13 protein-coding genes are annotated in these 14778 nt (G+C 63.4%); 5 read left to right on the plus strand and 8 right to left on the minus strand.

Annotated features, from left to right (window positions below):
• Nucleotides 1-80: 80 nt before the first annotated feature.
• Nucleotides 81-3563 carry an indolepyruvate ferredoxin oxidoreductase family protein gene (locus L9B60_RS02370; protein ID WP_249675817.1) on the minus strand — a complete coding sequence of 1161 codons (3483 nt, stop codon included), beginning with the start codon at nucleotides 3561-3563 and terminating at the stop codon, nucleotides 81-83.
• 153 nt (nucleotides 3564-3716) lie between these two features.
• Between L9B60_RS02370 and L9B60_RS02375 the strand changes: the two genes are divergently transcribed.
• The 3 genes from L9B60_RS02375 to L9B60_RS02385 all read left to right on the plus strand — a co-directional run bounded on the left by L9B60_RS02375 (nucleotide 3717) and on the right by L9B60_RS02385 (nucleotide 6304).
• The gene (locus L9B60_RS02375) at nucleotides 3717-4184 is read left to right on the plus strand and encodes an Lrp/AsnC family transcriptional regulator (protein ID WP_249675820.1); all 468 of its coding nucleotides are present in this window, start codon (nucleotides 3717-3719) and stop codon (nucleotides 4182-4184) included.
• Nucleotides 4185-4600: 416 nt separating this feature from the next.
• The gene (locus L9B60_RS02380; protein ID WP_249675822.1) at nucleotides 4601-5092 is read left to right on the plus strand and encodes a DUF4880 domain-containing protein; all 492 of its coding nucleotides are present in this window, start codon (nucleotides 4601-4603) and stop codon (nucleotides 5090-5092) included.
• Nucleotides 5093-5152: 60 nt separating this feature from the next.
• Nucleotides 5153-6304 carry a M14 family metallopeptidase gene (locus L9B60_RS02385; RefSeq protein ID WP_249675825.1) on the plus strand — a complete coding sequence of 384 codons (1152 nt, stop codon included), beginning with the start codon at nucleotides 5153-5155 and terminating at the stop codon, nucleotides 6302-6304.
• 62 nt (nucleotides 6305-6366) lie between these two features.
• Here the strand turns inward: L9B60_RS02385 and L9B60_RS02390 are convergent, their stop codons facing one another.
• Nucleotides 6367-6903 (minus strand): cytochrome b, encoded by a 537-nt coding sequence (locus tag L9B60_RS02390; RefSeq protein WP_249675828.1) that lies wholly within the window; start codon nucleotides 6901-6903, stop codon nucleotides 6367-6369.
• Nucleotides 6900-7973 carry a catalase family peroxidase gene (locus L9B60_RS02395; protein ID WP_249675830.1) on the minus strand — a complete coding sequence of 358 codons (1074 nt, stop codon included), beginning with the start codon at nucleotides 7971-7973 and terminating at the stop codon, nucleotides 6900-6902. The genes L9B60_RS02390 and L9B60_RS02395 overlap by 4 nt, the downstream gene beginning before the upstream one ends.
• Before the next feature lie 145 nt (nucleotides 7974-8118).
• Between L9B60_RS02395 and L9B60_RS02400 the strand changes: the two genes are divergently transcribed.
• The gene (locus tag L9B60_RS02400) at nucleotides 8119-8625 is read left to right on the plus strand and encodes a sigma-70 family RNA polymerase sigma factor (RefSeq protein ID WP_249675833.1); all 507 of its coding nucleotides are present in this window, start codon (nucleotides 8119-8121) and stop codon (nucleotides 8623-8625) included.
• Nucleotides 8622-9362 carry an anti-sigma factor family protein gene (locus L9B60_RS02405; protein WP_249675835.1) on the plus strand — a complete coding sequence of 247 codons (741 nt, stop codon included), beginning with the start codon at nucleotides 8622-8624 and terminating at the stop codon, nucleotides 9360-9362. Before L9B60_RS02400 ends, L9B60_RS02405 begins: the two co-directional genes overlap by 4 nt.
• A gap of 161 nt (nucleotides 9363-9523) precedes the next feature.
• On the opposite strand, the gene L9B60_RS02410 is transcribed toward L9B60_RS02405, so the two are convergent.
• From L9B60_RS02410 to L9B60_RS02430, 5 genes are read right to left on the minus strand one after another with little or no spacing between them, the layout of a single operon-like run.
• Nucleotides 9524-10501, minus strand: a complete 978-nt coding sequence (locus tag L9B60_RS02410) for a Csu type fimbrial protein (RefSeq protein ID WP_249675838.1) — start codon at nucleotides 10499-10501, stop codon at nucleotides 9524-9526.
• A 10-nt stretch (nucleotides 10502-10511) separates the two neighbouring features.
• Nucleotides 10512-12887: a fimbria/pilus outer membrane usher protein gene (locus L9B60_RS02415; protein ID WP_438866053.1), complete on the minus strand. Its 2376-nt coding sequence runs from the start codon at nucleotides 12885-12887 to the stop codon at nucleotides 10512-10514.
• A gap of 18 nt (nucleotides 12888-12905) precedes the next feature.
• Nucleotides 12906-13682, minus strand: a complete 777-nt coding sequence (locus L9B60_RS02420; protein ID WP_438866054.1) for a fimbrial biogenesis chaperone — start codon at nucleotides 13680-13682, stop codon at nucleotides 12906-12908.
• A 37-nt stretch (nucleotides 13683-13719) separates the two neighbouring features.
• A complete protein-coding gene (locus L9B60_RS02425; RefSeq protein WP_438866120.1) occupies nucleotides 13720-14190 on the minus strand; it encodes a Csu type fimbrial protein in 471 nt (156 codons plus the stop codon).
• 33 nt (nucleotides 14191-14223) lie between these two features.
• Complete coding sequence (locus L9B60_RS02430) at nucleotides 14224-14769, minus strand: Csu type fimbrial protein (RefSeq protein ID WP_249675843.1); 546 nt, start codon at nucleotides 14767-14769, stop codon at nucleotides 14224-14226.
• Nucleotides 14770-14778 lie beyond the last annotated feature (9 nt).

Here is a 14778-nt window from a genome sequence, read left to right on the forward strand (position 1 = left end):
CGAAAAAAACGCCGCGGTGCATCAGGTGCATCGCGGCGTTCTTTTCGCGGATCAATCCGCTCCTACAGGAGAGGTGCCGGTCAGGCCGCTTGGTACAACTTCACGATACTACCCTGCCCTTCACGCACATCCTTGCGCAGTATCACGGCTTCTTTTTCCGCCTTGGCCATGGCCATTTCCTTCACATGCCCATACCCCCGAACACCTTCCGGCAAGCGCAACAGGCACAACGCCGAATGGCGCGTCGCCGGGCTCAGATGCGCCAAAATCAGCTCGATATCGGCCAGGTAAGCCGCAATCAAACCTCGCTCCTGCTGGCGCTCCACGCTGCGCCCGAACGGATCGAGCGCCGTGCCGCGCAGGCACTTGAAGTGCTGGAGCACGCCAAATGCCTTAAGCATCCACGGGCCAAAACTGCGTTTGCGCAGCTGGCCGCTGTTAGGGTCTTTCTTGGCCAGCCACGACGGCGCCAAGTGGAACTCCAGCCGGTAGTCACCTTCGAACTGCGCCTGCAACTGGCGGGTAAAATCGCCATTGCTGTACAACCGTGCCACTTCGTATTCGTCCTTGTAGGCCAGCAACTTGAAGTAGTACTGCGCCACCGCTTCGGTCAAGGCCTGGGGCTGGCCAGGTAGCAGCCGCGCTTCGGCTTCGCGTACCCGTTGCACGGTGGCCAGGTACTGCTCGGCGTAACCGGCGTTCTGGTAGGCACGCAGGGTTGCGGCGTTGGCCTGCAGGCGTTGCTCCAGGCTCAGTTCCAAGGTGGTGACCGGCTTGTTGGCCACCGGGTTAAGCACCTGCTCAACCGCGTTCAGGTCGTGCGCTGCACGCCGGCCCCAGAGGAAGGCTTGCTGGTTGAGCTTGACCTGCACCGCGTTCAGTTCGATCGCCTTTTCGATGGCGGCCGCCGTGACCGGGATCAGCCCGCGCTGGTAGGCGTAGCCGAGCATGAACAGGTTGCAGGCGATACTGTCGCCCAACAGGCTGACCGCCAGGCGCGTGGCTTCGACGAAGTAGGTCTTGTCGACGCCCACGGCATCGGTGATCGCCTGCATCATCGCTTCGGCCGGGAATTGCGCATCGGGGTTGCGGGTGAATTCGGCAGTGGGGGTTTGCTGGCTGTTGATCACCGCCGACGACTTGCTCAGGCTCAACTTGGCCAAGGCATCCGGGCCGCTGGCCACCAACAGGTCGCACCCCAGCAGCAGGTCGGCGTCACCGGCGGCGATGCGCACGGCGTACAGGTCTTGCTGGGTGGCGGCGATGCGGATGTGCGCCACCACCGGGCCGAATTTTTGTGCCAGGCCCGCCTGGTCGAGCACGCTGCAGCCCTTGCCCTCAAGGTTGGCCGCCAGGCCCAGCATGGCGCCGACGGTGGTCACGCCGGTACCGCCCACCCCCGACAGCAGGATATTGAACGGTTTGGCCAGGGACGGCAGCTGCGGCTCCGGCAATACGGCAAAGGCCTGGGTCTGGCTGGGCAGGGTCGGTTTGCGCAGGCTGCCGCCGTGCACGGTGACAAAGCTTGGGCAGAAGCCTTCGACGCAGCTGAAATCCTTGTTGCAGGCGTTCTGGTCGATCTCGCGCTTGCGGCCCTGGGCGGTTTCCAGTGGCAGCACTGACAAACAACCGGATTTCGTACCGCAGTCGCCACAGCCCTCGCACACCACCGGGTTGATCATCGCGCGCTTGTTCAGCTCCGGCAGGGTGCCGCGTTTGCGCCGGCGACGCTTTTCCGTGGCGCAGGTCTGGTCGTAGATGATCACCGAGGTGCCCTTGAACTCGCGCAACTCGCGCATCACTGCGTCCAGGTCACGGCGGTGGTGGAAGGTGGTGATGGGCGCAAAGCCTGCACGGCTCGGGTATTTGTCCGGCTCGTCGCTGACCAGGGCGATGCGCTGCACGCCTTCGTCGAACACCTGGCGGCTGAGTTGGTCAACCCGCAGGATGCCATCGATAGGCTGCCCGCCGGTCATGGCCACGGCATCGTTGTAGAGAATCTTGTAGGTGATGTTGACCTTGGAGGCGACCGCCGCGCGCAGGGCCAGGTGGCCTGAGTGAAAGTAGGTGCCATCGCCCAGGTTCTGGAACACGTGGCCGGTGTGGGTGAACGGCGCCTGGCCGATCCAGGTCGCGCCCTCGCCGCCCATCTGGGTGAAAGTGTCGGTTTCCCGGTCCATCCAGATTGTCATGTAGTGGCAACCGATGCCGGCCAGCGCTCGGCTGCCTTCGGGCACTTTGGTCGAGGTGTTGTGCGGGCAGCCGGAGCAGAAGTGTGGGGTGCGCTGGGCGTTGTGCAGCGGGGCTTGCAGGGCCTGTTCCTTTTCCAGCAAGAAGCGCAGCCGCGCCTCGATCTGCGGGCTGTTGTAGATCGGTGCCAGGCGCTTGGCGATCACCCGGGCGATCATCGCCGGGGTCAGTTCGCTGAGGTTGGGCAGCAGCGAGCGGCCTTCTTCGTCGAACTCGCCCACCACCCGCGGGCGCTTGTCCACCGGCCAGTTGTAGAGCTGGCCGGTGAGCTGGTCCTCGATCACGCTGCGTTTTTCTTCCACCACCAGGATCTCGTCCAGGCCCTGGGCAAAATCGTGCACCGACACCGGCTCCAGCGGCCAGCTCATGCCGACTTTGAGCAGGCGGATGCCCACCTGGTCGCACAGCGCCTCGTCCAGGCCCAGCTCTTCCAGGGCCTGGCGTACGTCCAGGTAGGACTTGCCGGTGGTGATGATGCCCAGGCGCGGCTGCGTGGAATCGAGCATCACCTTGTTCAGGTGGTTGGCCCGGGCGAAGGCACGGGCGGCGTAGATCTTGTAAGTGTTGAGGCGCGCCTCCTGGGCCAGGGGCGGGTCGGGCCAGCGAATGTGCAGGCCCCCTTCGGGCAGCTCGAAGTCTTCCGGTATGCAGGTCTGTACCCGCAAAGGATCGACCTCCACCACCGCCGAGGAATCGACGTTTTCAGCGATGGTCTTCATCGCCACCCAGCACCCGCTGTAGCGCGACAACTCCCAGCCGATGATGCCGTAGTCGAGGATTTCCTGGACATTGCACGGGTTGAGCACCGGGATCATCGAGGCGATGAACGCGTGTTCGCTCTGGTGGGCGATGGTCGAGGACTTGCAGCCGTGGTCATCTCCGGCCAGCAACAGCACGCCGCCCAACGGCGCGACGCCGGCCGAGTTGCCGTGCTTGAACACGTCACCGCAGCGGTCTACGCCCGGGCCCTTGCCGTACCACAGGGCAAACACGCCGTCGTACTTGCCTTCGGGAAACAGGTTGACCTGCTGGCTGCCCCACACCGCCGTCGCACCCAACTCTTCGTTGATGCCGGGCTGGAAGTGGATAGCGTTTTCCTGCAGGTAACCCTTGGCGTCCCACAGGCTTTTGTCCAGGTTGCCCAAGGGCGAACCACGGTAGCCGGAAATAAACCCGGCCGTGTTCAACCCGCGCGCTTCGTCGCGCTGCTTTTGCAACATCGGCAGGCGCGTCAGGGCCTGGGTTCCGGTGAGGTAGAGGTTGCCCGTGGCGAGGCGGTACTTATCGTCCAGGCGAACGTCGGCTAAGGACATGCGGCACTCCTGTTATTTTTATAAGGCCAATCGACTCATCAGTCGCTGATAAAAATATGCCTGCCGCAGGCGGGCTTTTTCTTTCTAAATTGCAGCGTTTGCGGCCATAGTGTGCATGAACGATTCCTTAAAAATAAGAAAACGGAACTGATCATGCAGAATAAGCTGAGCCCACTCGATCGAAGGATTTTGCGGCTGTTGCAGCACGACGCCGACCTGTCGGCCGCCGAAATCGCCGAGCGCGTCGAGCTGTCGCAATCGCCGTGCTGGCGACGCATTCATCGCTTGCAGGAAGACGGCGTGATCGAGCGCAAGGTCGCCCTGCTCAACCCCAAAAAGCTGGGCCTGAACATGACCGTGTTCGTCAACGTCAAGCTGAGCGGCCACGGGCGGCGTTTTCTGGCGGAGTTCGAAGAGGCGATCACCGGCTACCCCGAGGTGCTGGAGTGCTACACCATGGCCGGCGGGATGGATTACATGCTGAAGGTGGTGGCGCAGGACATCGCCAGCTACGAGCGCTTTCTAAGGGACCATCTGTTGCAGAAGCCCCATGTTCAGGAAGCCCATTCCAATATCGCCATGAGCGAAGTGAAACGCACGACCGAACTGCCCCTGGACTGAGCGGGCAAAAATAATTGAATGGCTGAACGAGAAATCACTTGACCTGCAAATGATAACGATTATTATTGAGCCCAACAGATCGCGAGATCTGTTGGGTAACCTGAAGGACCTTAGGTCGGACCTTCAGATTATCTCCTCATCAGGCTAATCACGGTTTTTGACCCGGCTTTTTGCCGGGTCTTTTTTTTAATCTTCAGGCTAATGAAGATGGATGACGCTAAATTCGATGGCGCCATGATAGCAAAGGACTATCGGCCAGCGGAAGTCCATCGAGTGGCATTTTTAACGCTGAAACCGGCAATACGTTGTAAAAAGTAAGTTAGCGCTTGAGAATCAATCTCATGAACACTAAGCTGCCGCAGCGTCAGGGACGACGCCCCCCTATTTTTGGCGTCTGCGGCAGGGAGGAATGATGGATGACAGTACTCTCGCCTCTGCACAACCTGTTTGCGCATTCGCCCTTGAATACGGATGCCGACTTCCTCGCCCTTAAAAAGCTCCCGCGCCGGGTGCAGCAGGTTTTTCTGCTGAGCCGCCTGGACGACCTGCCCTACGCCGCGATCGCCGAACGCCTCGACCAGCCATTGGCCAGCGTCGAAAAAAGCATGCGCCTGGCCTTGGGCGGGTCTGCCGGTAACGCCCAGGCCAACCAATGGTACGTGAAGCTGCAAAGCCCACTGACCACCGCCAGTGACCGCATCGATTTCCGCCGTTGGCTGGACGCCGCGCCCGAGCACCTGGCCGCCTTCCGCGCCACCGAACTGCGTTGGCGCACCCTGCAGGCACCGGCGCGCAGGCTGGGCGCCAGCGCCTGGTACCGCCAGCCGCGCCGGCATACGGTGCTGGCCGGTTGGCTGGCAGGCCTGGTCACCTTGGGCCTGATCATCGCCGGTGTGGGCGGGTTCTGATCAAGCGGCTGTCTATACGTGTAGAGTAGGCACCATAAGAATCTCTACAGGTGTACTTCCATGACCGTCGCCCAGCCCAGCCTCACCCTCAGCGCCGACTTCGACAGCGGCAATATCCAGGTGATCGACGCCAGCGACCCGAGCAACGTGCGCCTGGCCATGCGCCCGGACAGCAAAAGCGCGCACTTCCAGTGGTTTCACTTCAAGGCCGATGGCTTGCAGTTGGGCCAGCCCCACCGCTTCAGCCTGGAAAACGCCGGGCAGTCGGCCTACAACAGTGCCTGGAGCGGCTACAACGCTGCCGCCTCCTATGACCAGAAAACCTGGTTCCGCGTACCCAGCCACTACGATGGCAAGGCCCTGAGCTTTGAGCTGGTGCCCACCGAGGGTCAGGTCTGGTTCGCTTACTTCGAACCCTACAGCCGTGAACGCCACGAGTGGTTGATCGCCCAGGCGGTGGGCAAGGCCGGCCTTGAACTGATCGCCGTGGGCAAAAGCATCGAGGGCCGCGACCTGCCCTTGCTGCGCCGCGGTGACGGCGCCGAAGGCAAGCGCAAGCTGTGGATCATCGCCCAGCAGCACCCTGGCGAGCACATGGCCGAGTGGTTCATGGAAGGGGTCGTCGAGCGCTTGCAACAGGCCGATGACGCCGAGTTGAACGGCTTGCTGGCCGAGGCCGACCTGTACCTGGTGCCCAACATGAACCCCGATGGCGCGTTCCATGGCCACCTGCGCACCAACGCCATGGGCAAGGACCTGAACCGGGCCTGGCAAGACTCCAGCGCCGAGCACACCCCCGAAGTGTTCTTCGTGCAGCAGCAAATGGCCAAATACGGCGTGGACCTGTTTCTGGATGCCCACGGCGACGAGGAAATCCCCCACGTGTTCACCGCCGCCTGCGAAGGCAACCCCAGCTACACGTCGCGCATCGCCGGGCTAGAGCAGCAGTTTCGCGACCTGCTGTGCCAGCAGACGGCAGACTTCCAGACCCGCCATGGCTACCCGAAAAGTGCCCCGGGCCAGGCCAACATGACCTTGGCCGCCAACGCCGTGGGCGACAAGTACGATTGCCTGTCGCTGACCTTGGAAATGCCCTTCAAGGACCATGATGATGCGCCCAATGCCATCACCGGCTGGTCGGGTGAGCGCTCCAAGCAGTTGGGCAAGGACGTGTTGAGCGTGCTGGCGAACATGGTCAAGGATTTGCGCTGAGCTGTTCGCGGATGAATTCGATCCTGTAGCAGCGAATTCATCCGCGAACCAGACGCCAAAAATTACCGGGCTTTACCCCGCCCCGTCATGCTTTCCAGCACCCCGTCACGCCGAATGAACCCATGGAACAACGCCGCCGCCAAGTGCACCAGCACCGTCAAGAACAGCAGGTAGGCCAAGTACCCGTGAGCCTTGCGCAAAAAGGCAAACAGCAGCGGATTGGCCGGCATGATCGGTGGCAATTGCAGTGAGCTGGTCAACATCACCGGGTCACCTGCCGCCGATATCATCGCCCAGCCGAGCAACGGCATCAGCACCATCAGCGCATACAGCAACCAATGCGATGCCTTGGCTGCCAGCTTTTGCACCGCCGGCAAGTCCACCGGCAACGGTGGCTGACGGGTACTGAAGCGGATGATCAGGCGCACGATCACCAAGGCCAACAAGGCGATGCCCAGGGGTTTGTGGATATGGATCAGCCATTCGTGGCGTTCCGACACCGACGCCACCATACCCGCGCCGATAAACAGCATGGCCAGCAGCAACACGGCCATCAACCAGTGAATCCACCGCGCCAGGGGCGCAAAATAAGCATTCATGGGCGTGACTCCTGGGTGGCGTTCGCGGTTTTCAGCTGTTTGACCTCGCTGGTACGGCGCAGGTAAGAACTGGCGTAGGCAGCGGATCGGGCGGCCAACAACGGGTCGTCCGAGCCTTCGATGCCACTGGGCAATACCAGCGGGTCGTAGTTGATGTCGCGGCACTCGCCACTCAACTGTGGCTGGGTGCTCTGCAACACCAGGGTGCCGGCATCCAGTACCCGGCGGCCCGCTGGCCAGGCCTTGCTGGCATCGTCCGTGGGGTCGCCAGGGTTGGCCAGGGTGATCATCAGCTTCCAGCGCAGCGCGCCATTGCTCAGGCGCTGCTCAAGATCGGGCTGCAAGAAATCGCTGCCCGAGGGGACCCCGGACGGCTCTGCATCTTGCGGCACCATGCTCCAGCGCACTGCCTGGCGATGCCCGGCGCTGTCCACCAGATAAAAGGCGTTGATGCTGTTATAGGTTTCGGTGGCAAAGCTGGCCGACGGCTTGGCGGTTTTGACCCAGGCCAAAAACGGCGCGGTTTCCGGGTGGCTGGCGAAAAACTTGGGCATGGCCTCGGGGTTGGGCTTGCCGGTGGCAGGGTCCGGCGAACCGGCTTGCAGCATGGCGTAGAACGCCTGCGGGGTACCCACCGGGAACAACGGCATGGCGTTCATGCCCGTGCGCCACTGCTGGCCGTCCGCTTGGGTAAAGCGCAAGGCCATGCTGCGGATCGGCGCGGCGGTGTCGGGTGAATAAGGGTTGCCGGTGGGCAATGCGAAACGGCCCACCACCGGCGTGCGCGCGGCACTGAACACTGCGGCGCTGGAATAGGCGCGGGCCTGCTCGGTGCTGTCGAAATAGCCGATCACGCAGATGCCCTTGGAGTGGTTGCGGCGGTAACCGGGGTGCTCGCCGTTGTTCTTTTCCAACACGTTGACCAGGGCGTTGGGCGTCAGGCGCTGGGGGTCGAGCTTGCCGTTGACGTAGGCGAATGCCCCGCCGATGACCGCCACGACTGCGGCGATACCGGCCAGGCGCAGCGCGATGCTGATGCCGCTCAACGGCGGCGGTGTTTGATCTACCATGTGCAGCTCCGGGGCCGATGGCCGCAGGTGAAGGTGCTATGGGACGAACCCCGCGCGGGTTTATTCCCGGTTTTTTTAAGTTATTTCTGGAATAAACTCCCCACCCAGTCGTCTTGCTTATTCAACGCTCCCAATGCAGGCCACCATGACCGACTTCGACGACCAACTGCGCCACCTGCTCCCGCGTTTGCGGCGCTTTGCGTTGTCGCTCACCCGCGAGTCGGCCAGCGCCGACGACCTGGTCCAGGCTAGCCTGGAAAAAGCCCTCAACAGCATGGCCGGCAAGCGTGACGACGGCGACCTGCGGGCCTGGCTGTTCGCCATCCTGTACCGGCAGTTCATCGACCAGCACCGCCGCTCGCGTCGTTACGCGCGCATGCTCGAATTCTTCACCGGCGGCGATGACGCCCAGCCTTCCGTAGAGCGTAGCGTGGTGGCGCAATCCACGCTGGCCGCCTTCGATCGGCTGAACCCGGAACAGCGCGCCCTGCTGTTCTGGGTCTCGGTGGAAGGCTTGAGCTACCAGGAGGTGGCCGACATACTCAAGGTGCCCATCGGCACCGTCATGTCGCGCCTGTCCCGGGCGCGCCAGGCCCTGCGTCTACTCAGCGATGGCGAAATCGCCCGCCCTGCCCTGCGGATACTGAAATGATCACACTGCCCCCCCGCGACGCCGATCTGCACGCCTACGTCGACCACCAACTCGACACCCAGGACCGCCTGCGCCTGGAAGCCTGGCTGGCCAGCCACCCGCAGGACGCGGCCAAGGTGCACGCCTGGAAGCAGGACGCCCAGTACCTGCGCGCCACCCTGGGCGCCAGCCAGCCGTTGGAAGACAACCCGGCATTGGACCTGCACACCCTGCGCCGCCAGTTGCGCCAGCGCTCGCGCCGCCACCTGGCCAGCGCCGCCGCGTTGCTGCTGGCGATCGGCGTGGGAGGCTTGAGTGGCTGGCAAGCACGCGAGATGACCCAGCACAGCGCCATCGCACCCATGACCGATGCCCTGCAGGCCTACCGTGCCTTTGCGGTGGACGGCATCCTGCCGGCTGACTTCAAGGTTGGCCAGAACGATGACATGCAGCACTGGCTGGACCGCTATTTCACCGATGCGCGGCGCCTGCCGAACTTGCAGGGCGCAGGCTTTACGCCGGTCAGCGGGCGCCTGCTGACCACCGACCAGGGGCCGGCGGCGATGGTGCTGTACGAGGACGCCCAAGGCCGGCGCATCAGTTTCTATGTGCGCCCACCGGGCCCCAACAACCTGTTGCTGCCCCAAGGTTCGCGGCGCGACGGTGACCTGCAGGCCGACTATTGGTCGGGCCCGGGCTACAACTACGCGATGGTGGCCCCGGCAGACATTGCCCAACACAGCCTGCAAGGCCTCTAGGCCCTAGGCTCTGTACGAAATGTGTTCCAACGAAGGCCAGGCAAGGCGAAAACAGGCGAGGAAAGGACCGGGGTCGCGCTCGACTTGACTGGTTGTCAATGAGCATTCCAAGCCTGTTTTCAACGCAGCATGGCCGAGCTGGGATACATTTCGTACAGAGCCTAGAACGCCACGTCCAGAATGACGCTATCCGCATAAATGCCCGCCGGCGGGGTGGTCTGGTCGGTGTACACCTTCGCGTAATAACTGAAGATCTGGCTGCCGGTACCCGTGCCCAGGCCAGGGTTGACCTCGGCATCGCTGCTGGAGCGCCGCGCCGTGCCGGTGCTGCCCCAGCGCACGGCGGCGCTGGTGCCCTTGAAAATATCGTAGGCCAGGTAGTTGCTGCCAAAAATCATCCGCCGCCGCCCGCCCACGCTCACCGGCTGCTTGCCGTCGTCCAGGCCCACGGTGTAGCTGCTGCCCTTGGTGCAGGCCAGGTTGAGGGTCTGGCTGACCGCGCTGAATGCCGACACCACCGGTGCGCTGCCAAAGGCGATGTCGGTCTTGGTGATGGCGCAGTCATTGGTCACGGTGAGGTTGACGGTCAAGGTCTGGTTGCCGCTGCCGATGTCACGGCCCAGGCAAATACCCAGCGCCCCGATACCTGAGCAATAGTTCCAACTCCAGGCCAGCGACAACGTCTCGGTATACACGCCCGCGGCCACGTTACTGCCGATCAGGGTCCCCAGGTAAAGCGGCACGGTTCTAGGCGTGGTGCCACCCAGCAGGCCCAGCGCATCAATGATGCCATTGCGGGCAAAGTCGTATTGGACGGAGCGCGCCACCGGGTAACTGCTGCTGTTATTGGCGTACAGGGTATAACCAATGACGTCACCGGTCGGCCCCACCAGTCCACCCGTGGTCGAGGTCACCGTCAGGTAGAAGTGATCGTTGGTGCTCAACAAGGTCAACAACGAGCCCGTGCAACTGAGCCCCGCATTCAGCGTGGAACTGGACTGCGACGTTGTCCGGACCAGTATCGAACTGACCGAACCAAACGCGGCCGGGCTGGTACTCACGACACTGCACAGGGCATACACCGGCGCGCACAGCAATTGGCTGAACACTACCCCTGCGGCAAGCTTGCACGCGTTCATCCACCCCTCCTCATTGGCACACCAACGGCCCCAGCAACGGCACCTGGGTTTGCTGCACGTCCACGTCGAACTGCACCCGGCATTGCCGCCCTTCGCCCAGGGTGACCACCAGGCTGTTGTGGGCCGACAGGTTGTCCAGGTACACCAGCCCGTCCCACCCCACCACCGCCTGGGCGCCGCTTTGCTCGTGCAGCACCTGGCTGCCCAAGGCCAGGTCCTGCTGCCGGGCATCGACCAACTGGAGGCTGGCCGCCACCACCCGGGTCAGCGGAAATTCCAGCAGGTAGCCACTGCCGCGGCGCACCGCCACCCGTTGCTCCACGTTCGGGCTCTGGACGTTGGCGGGCAAGTCCAGCGGGTCGATTTCATATTTGCCGCGGTAGTAGGCACTGCTCCACGGCACCAGCAAGTGCCCGCCGCCGTCGGTGTTACCCACCCACTGGTTCTCGTAGCGCACTGGGATATTGGCGTAGCCGTCGGTGCTCACCACCACGAAGGCGTCGTCGATGCGGTTGGCGGTGAACAGCCCACCGTCCATCCACACCACCGAGCCACTGGCATCGGCCCAGCGGGTTTGGGCGTCTTGGGTGCCATACACGCCGGCCTGCAGTTGCACCGATTGCAGGCGCCAGGTCAGATCGGCCTGGCGATAGCTGTCGCTGTCGCCCCAGGAATAACCGAGGTTGTAGCCCACGCCGCCCTGGCTGGGCACGGCCTGGCTGTAATTGACCCGCTGCTGGGTCTGGCCGCTGCTGCTGCGTTCACTGCTGACACTGAGCGTGCCACTGAGGTCGAACGGCACCACCACCTGGGCCTGGGTGGCCCAGCCATCACCGGCGATTTCGCGGTTGGCCGACAAGTACAGGCTGCTGCCTTTCCACAGTGACTTGCTCCAGCTCAGGTTAAGCAGCCGGGTGCGCGTATCATCACCCGCGCGCACGTCGAAATAGCCCACGCCCAGGCTGCCGTAGCGGTCCAGGTTGAGGCTCAGGGTGACCTGTTCGCTGCTGCGGCTCATGCGGTAATAGGGGGTGTCGACGATGGACAGGTCGGCGTAGTCGTTGCGCCGTTGCAAGCGTTGATAGCTGAACCCCATGCGGGGGTTGCTGTACTGGTAGCCCAGGCTGAACTGCTGCCCGGCCAGGTCGTCGAAATGGCTCTGGCTGACGGCGGCGTTGATCACCCCGTAATTGCCCACCTGCAAGTTGGCCCCCACCCCACCCAAGGCCAAGGCATCGGTGGCTTCGGCGTGGCTTTCCAGCGTCACGGTGTCGCTCAGGCCATAGCGCAGGCTGGCCGAGGTGGCCCCGCTGCCATAGGAAAAATTGCTCAGGCCGTAGTCGCGGCGGATGCTGCCGGCCGACACCGAATAGTCCGCCAGGCCTTTTTGCAGCAAGGTGCTGGTGACGTAGAACGGCAATGAGGTGGACACCTGTCGGCCCAACGCATCGGTGGTCACCACCACCGCTTCACCGGCGCCATTGATGTAGGGCACATTGGTGAGGGTATAAGGGCCCGGTTGCAGGTCAGTGCTGCTGGACTTGTAGCCGTTGATAAACAGGTCCACTGACGAGGGGATCGCCGCCTCGCCGGCAAATTGCGGCAGCGGATAGGTCACCAGGTCCGGGCGCACAGCAAAGTCGCGGGACAATTGCAGGCCGCCCAGGCGCACCGAACTGGACCAGGGCAGCGAGCGGGTGATCACGTCCCCCGCCTCGTACGTCAGCATTCGCGCGTCGTCCGAGTAGCGCCACGTGCTGTCGTAGCGAACGAAAGTGTCCTGGCTTGCCGTGCTCTGGCCATTGGACAGGGTTTGGCGGTACTGCCCGGTACTGGAGAACGTACCCCAGCTGTCGAACAGCCGAAACTCGTTCCAGGCCGCAAGGTAGGTGCCGCTGTCATCGGTGTCGTTCAGGTACAGGTCGTAGTTGAACAGCGCGCCGAAGCTGCTCATGGCCTGTGATGACGGGTACTGGCGGTCACTGCCGATGCGTTGGTTGGGCAGCCAGGCAGGCGGCACATCCAGCAACAGGCGTTGGCGCTGGCTGTCGTACTCGGTGTGCAGGCCGTTGACGCTTTGCAGCGCCACCTCGGGCCCGGCCTGGTCCTTGAGGGCGATGCCGGCCGCGCGCAGGTCCGCCAAGGGCAGGTAGAACTGCCCCGCGCGCTGCGCCACCGCCACCACCCGCCCCGTGCTCATTTGGTTGACCACCAGTTCCAGATACAGCTGTGCGTCGCCCACCGCCTCAAGGCTAGTGGGGGGTGGCGGCAGGTCATTGGCCTGGCTCGCGGCTGCGCTGGCAAACAGCAGCCAGGCACAGCAGAACCTCTTCACCCACGCCTCTTTACGTCCATCTATGGACTTCTCCCCACCGTTGCCGACCATGGCGTTTCAACGTAATGGCTAGTGCGCTTGGCTAATCACCTGCGGTGTATCAATACCGTTGACGTGGCCTTGCAAAGCCGTGGCCACGGCGCCATCAGCCACGGGCCAGCGCATGCTCGCGCCGGGCAGCACGTAGCCTGCCAGGCCCTCGACCAGCGGCTTGGCCTGCCCGCCCTGTTGCAGCGTCATGTCGGTCAGGCGCGCGTGCACCGGGCCCTGGTTGCGGATCTCGACGAAGTTGCGGCCGCCCTCGGTCACCTTGCGCCAGGTCAATTGCGGCACGCCGGCGCTTTTCGGGTCGCGCGGGCGCGTGGTGTCCGGCTTGCTCCACAGGCCATCGCCGTAGGCGAACAGCGGCACTGAATAGCGCATCTGGAAGCGAATCGCCGCCGCGGTCTTGCCGTCGGTGGGGCCCGGGGGTTGGGCGCCGGGAATTTCATCGATGATGATGCGGTAGGCCTGCTCCTGCCCTGGCGGCATGCTTTTGGTACGGGTCAGGCGTACCAGTTGCTTTTGCCCGGGAGCGATCTTGGCCAAGGGTGGGCTGCCGATCACGTCCCGCTGGTTCTGGTACTGGTCGTCGTAGTTGCTCTGGTTCCAGGCAAACACGCGGATCTGCAGGTTGGCCGTTTCCGTGCCGCGGTTTTCAAGCCACAACGCGCTAGCCTGCTGGTCGGCCTCAAGCACCGGGTCGATCGGCCAGATCAACACCGAACTGGCGGCCAGGGCAGGCATGGCATGCAGCACCCCCAGGCACACCAGCCACGCCCCAAAGGCCCGCGAAGGCAACTTCATACACACACTCCTTATGCTGAAAAACCCTGGCAGACACCTACCAGGACAACTCGACTTGCAAAACATCGCTGTAGGAACCTGCCGGCGCCGTACCCGGCAGCGCCACCCGTCCATAAATCGGCAGGCTGATGTTGTTGGCATCGGTGTAACTGACTGCCACGCTGGTACTGACGGCCAACGCCTGGCTCAAGGCGGCATCGCGGTACAGTTGATAGGCCACCAGCGAGCTGCCCGACTTCAGGTTGCGCCCACTGCTGCTGTTCTGGCCGCCATCGACTTTCATGTTCAGGGTGACCCCCGGCGTGCACTGCAGGGTCACGCCATTGGCCAGCGAGGTGGTCGCAACGCTGGTGGACAAGGCTGAATAGGTGCCGAACGCCAGGGTGCCGTAATTGCTCACGCCGCCCACCACCAGGCAACCGGCGACCACCGTGGCACTCACTGCCAGGGTTGCGCTGGGCGCGGCGTGAACCGTTGCCGGCCCTGCCACGATCAGCCCCAGCAGCACGCCAGCGCGCCACCCACGCACTGTTCAAACGCCCTAGAACGTCAGCTCGACCGCCACCGTGTCGGTGTATGTGCCCGCCGGCAGCCCCGCCTTGCCCACGGCCTTGCCGTAGATGTTCACGGTTTGCGCGGCGCCGGAACTGGCGAGCAGGGTGATCACCCCGTCGATTGCCAGGAGCTGGCTATGGTCCGAATCGGTGTACAGGTCATAGGGCACGAAATTGCCCAGGCCATCGGCCAGGGCCCGGGTGCCACCGGAGGACTGCCCGTCATGGGCGCCGGCGCGCACCTTGACCGTGGGCGTGGTGCCCGAGGAGCACTGGATCGACAAGGCGCCGCCGCTGCCCAGCACCTGGGCGTCGGCTTCGGTAAACAGGCTGGTGGCCGTGCCGAAGTTCAAGGCACCGAAATTGAGCGCCGAACTGCCCGCCACGCCGTTGACCAGGCAACTGCTGGTCAAAACCAACGTGGAAGTGATCTGCCCGGTCACCGTGGTCGCAGCCTGGGCGCTGGTGGTCAGGGACGCCAGCAGCGCGAGGGCTGGCAATGAAAGTACGGTACGAACAAACCTTGCGTGCATGATTCACTC

The sequence above is a fragment of the Pseudomonas abieticivorans genome, assembly GCF_023509015.1.
Classification (GTDB): domain Bacteria; phylum Pseudomonadota; class Gammaproteobacteria; order Pseudomonadales; family Pseudomonadaceae; genus Aquipseudomonas; species Aquipseudomonas abieticivorans.

Coding starts and splice junctions, on each gene's coding strand:
- L9B60_RS02375 (WP_249675820.1), top strand. CDS start 3,717: ATGCAGAATAAGCTGAGCCCACTCGATCGAAGGATTTTGCGGCTGTTG.
- L9B60_RS02385 (WP_249675825.1), top strand. CDS start 5,153: ATGACCGTCGCCCAGCCCAGCCTCACCCTCAGCGCCGACTTCGACAGC.
- L9B60_RS02390 (WP_249675828.1), bottom strand. CDS start 6,903: ATGAATGCTTATTTTGCGCCCCTGGCGCGGTGGATTCACTGGTTGATG.
- L9B60_RS02405 (WP_249675835.1), top strand. CDS start 8,622: ATGATCACACTGCCCCCCCGCGACGCCGATCTGCACGCCTACGTCGAC.
- L9B60_RS02420 (WP_438866054.1), bottom strand. CDS start 13,682: ATGAAGTTGCCTTCGCGGGCCTTTGGGGCGTGGCTGGTGTGCCTGGGG.
- L9B60_RS02415 (WP_438866053.1), bottom strand. CDS start 12,887: ATGGTCGGCAACGGTGGGGAGAAGTCCATAGATGGACGTAAAGAGGCG.
- L9B60_RS02400 (WP_249675833.1), top strand. CDS start 8,119: ATGACCGACTTCGACGACCAACTGCGCCACCTGCTCCCGCGTTTGCGG.
- L9B60_RS02370 (WP_249675817.1), bottom strand. CDS start 3,563: ATGTCCTTAGCCGACGTTCGCCTGGACGATAAGTACCGCCTCGCCACG.
- L9B60_RS02430 (WP_249675843.1), bottom strand. CDS start 14,769: ATGCACGCAAGGTTTGTTCGTACCGTACTTTCATTGCCAGCCCTCGCG.
- L9B60_RS02410 (WP_249675838.1), bottom strand. CDS start 10,501: ATGAACGCGTGCAAGCTTGCCGCAGGGGTAGTGTTCAGCCAATTGCTG.
- L9B60_RS02380 (WP_249675822.1), top strand. CDS start 4,601: ATGACAGTACTCTCGCCTCTGCACAACCTGTTTGCGCATTCGCCCTTG.
- L9B60_RS02395 (WP_249675830.1), bottom strand. CDS start 7,973: ATGGTAGATCAAACACCGCCGCCGTTGAGCGGCATCAGCATCGCGCTG.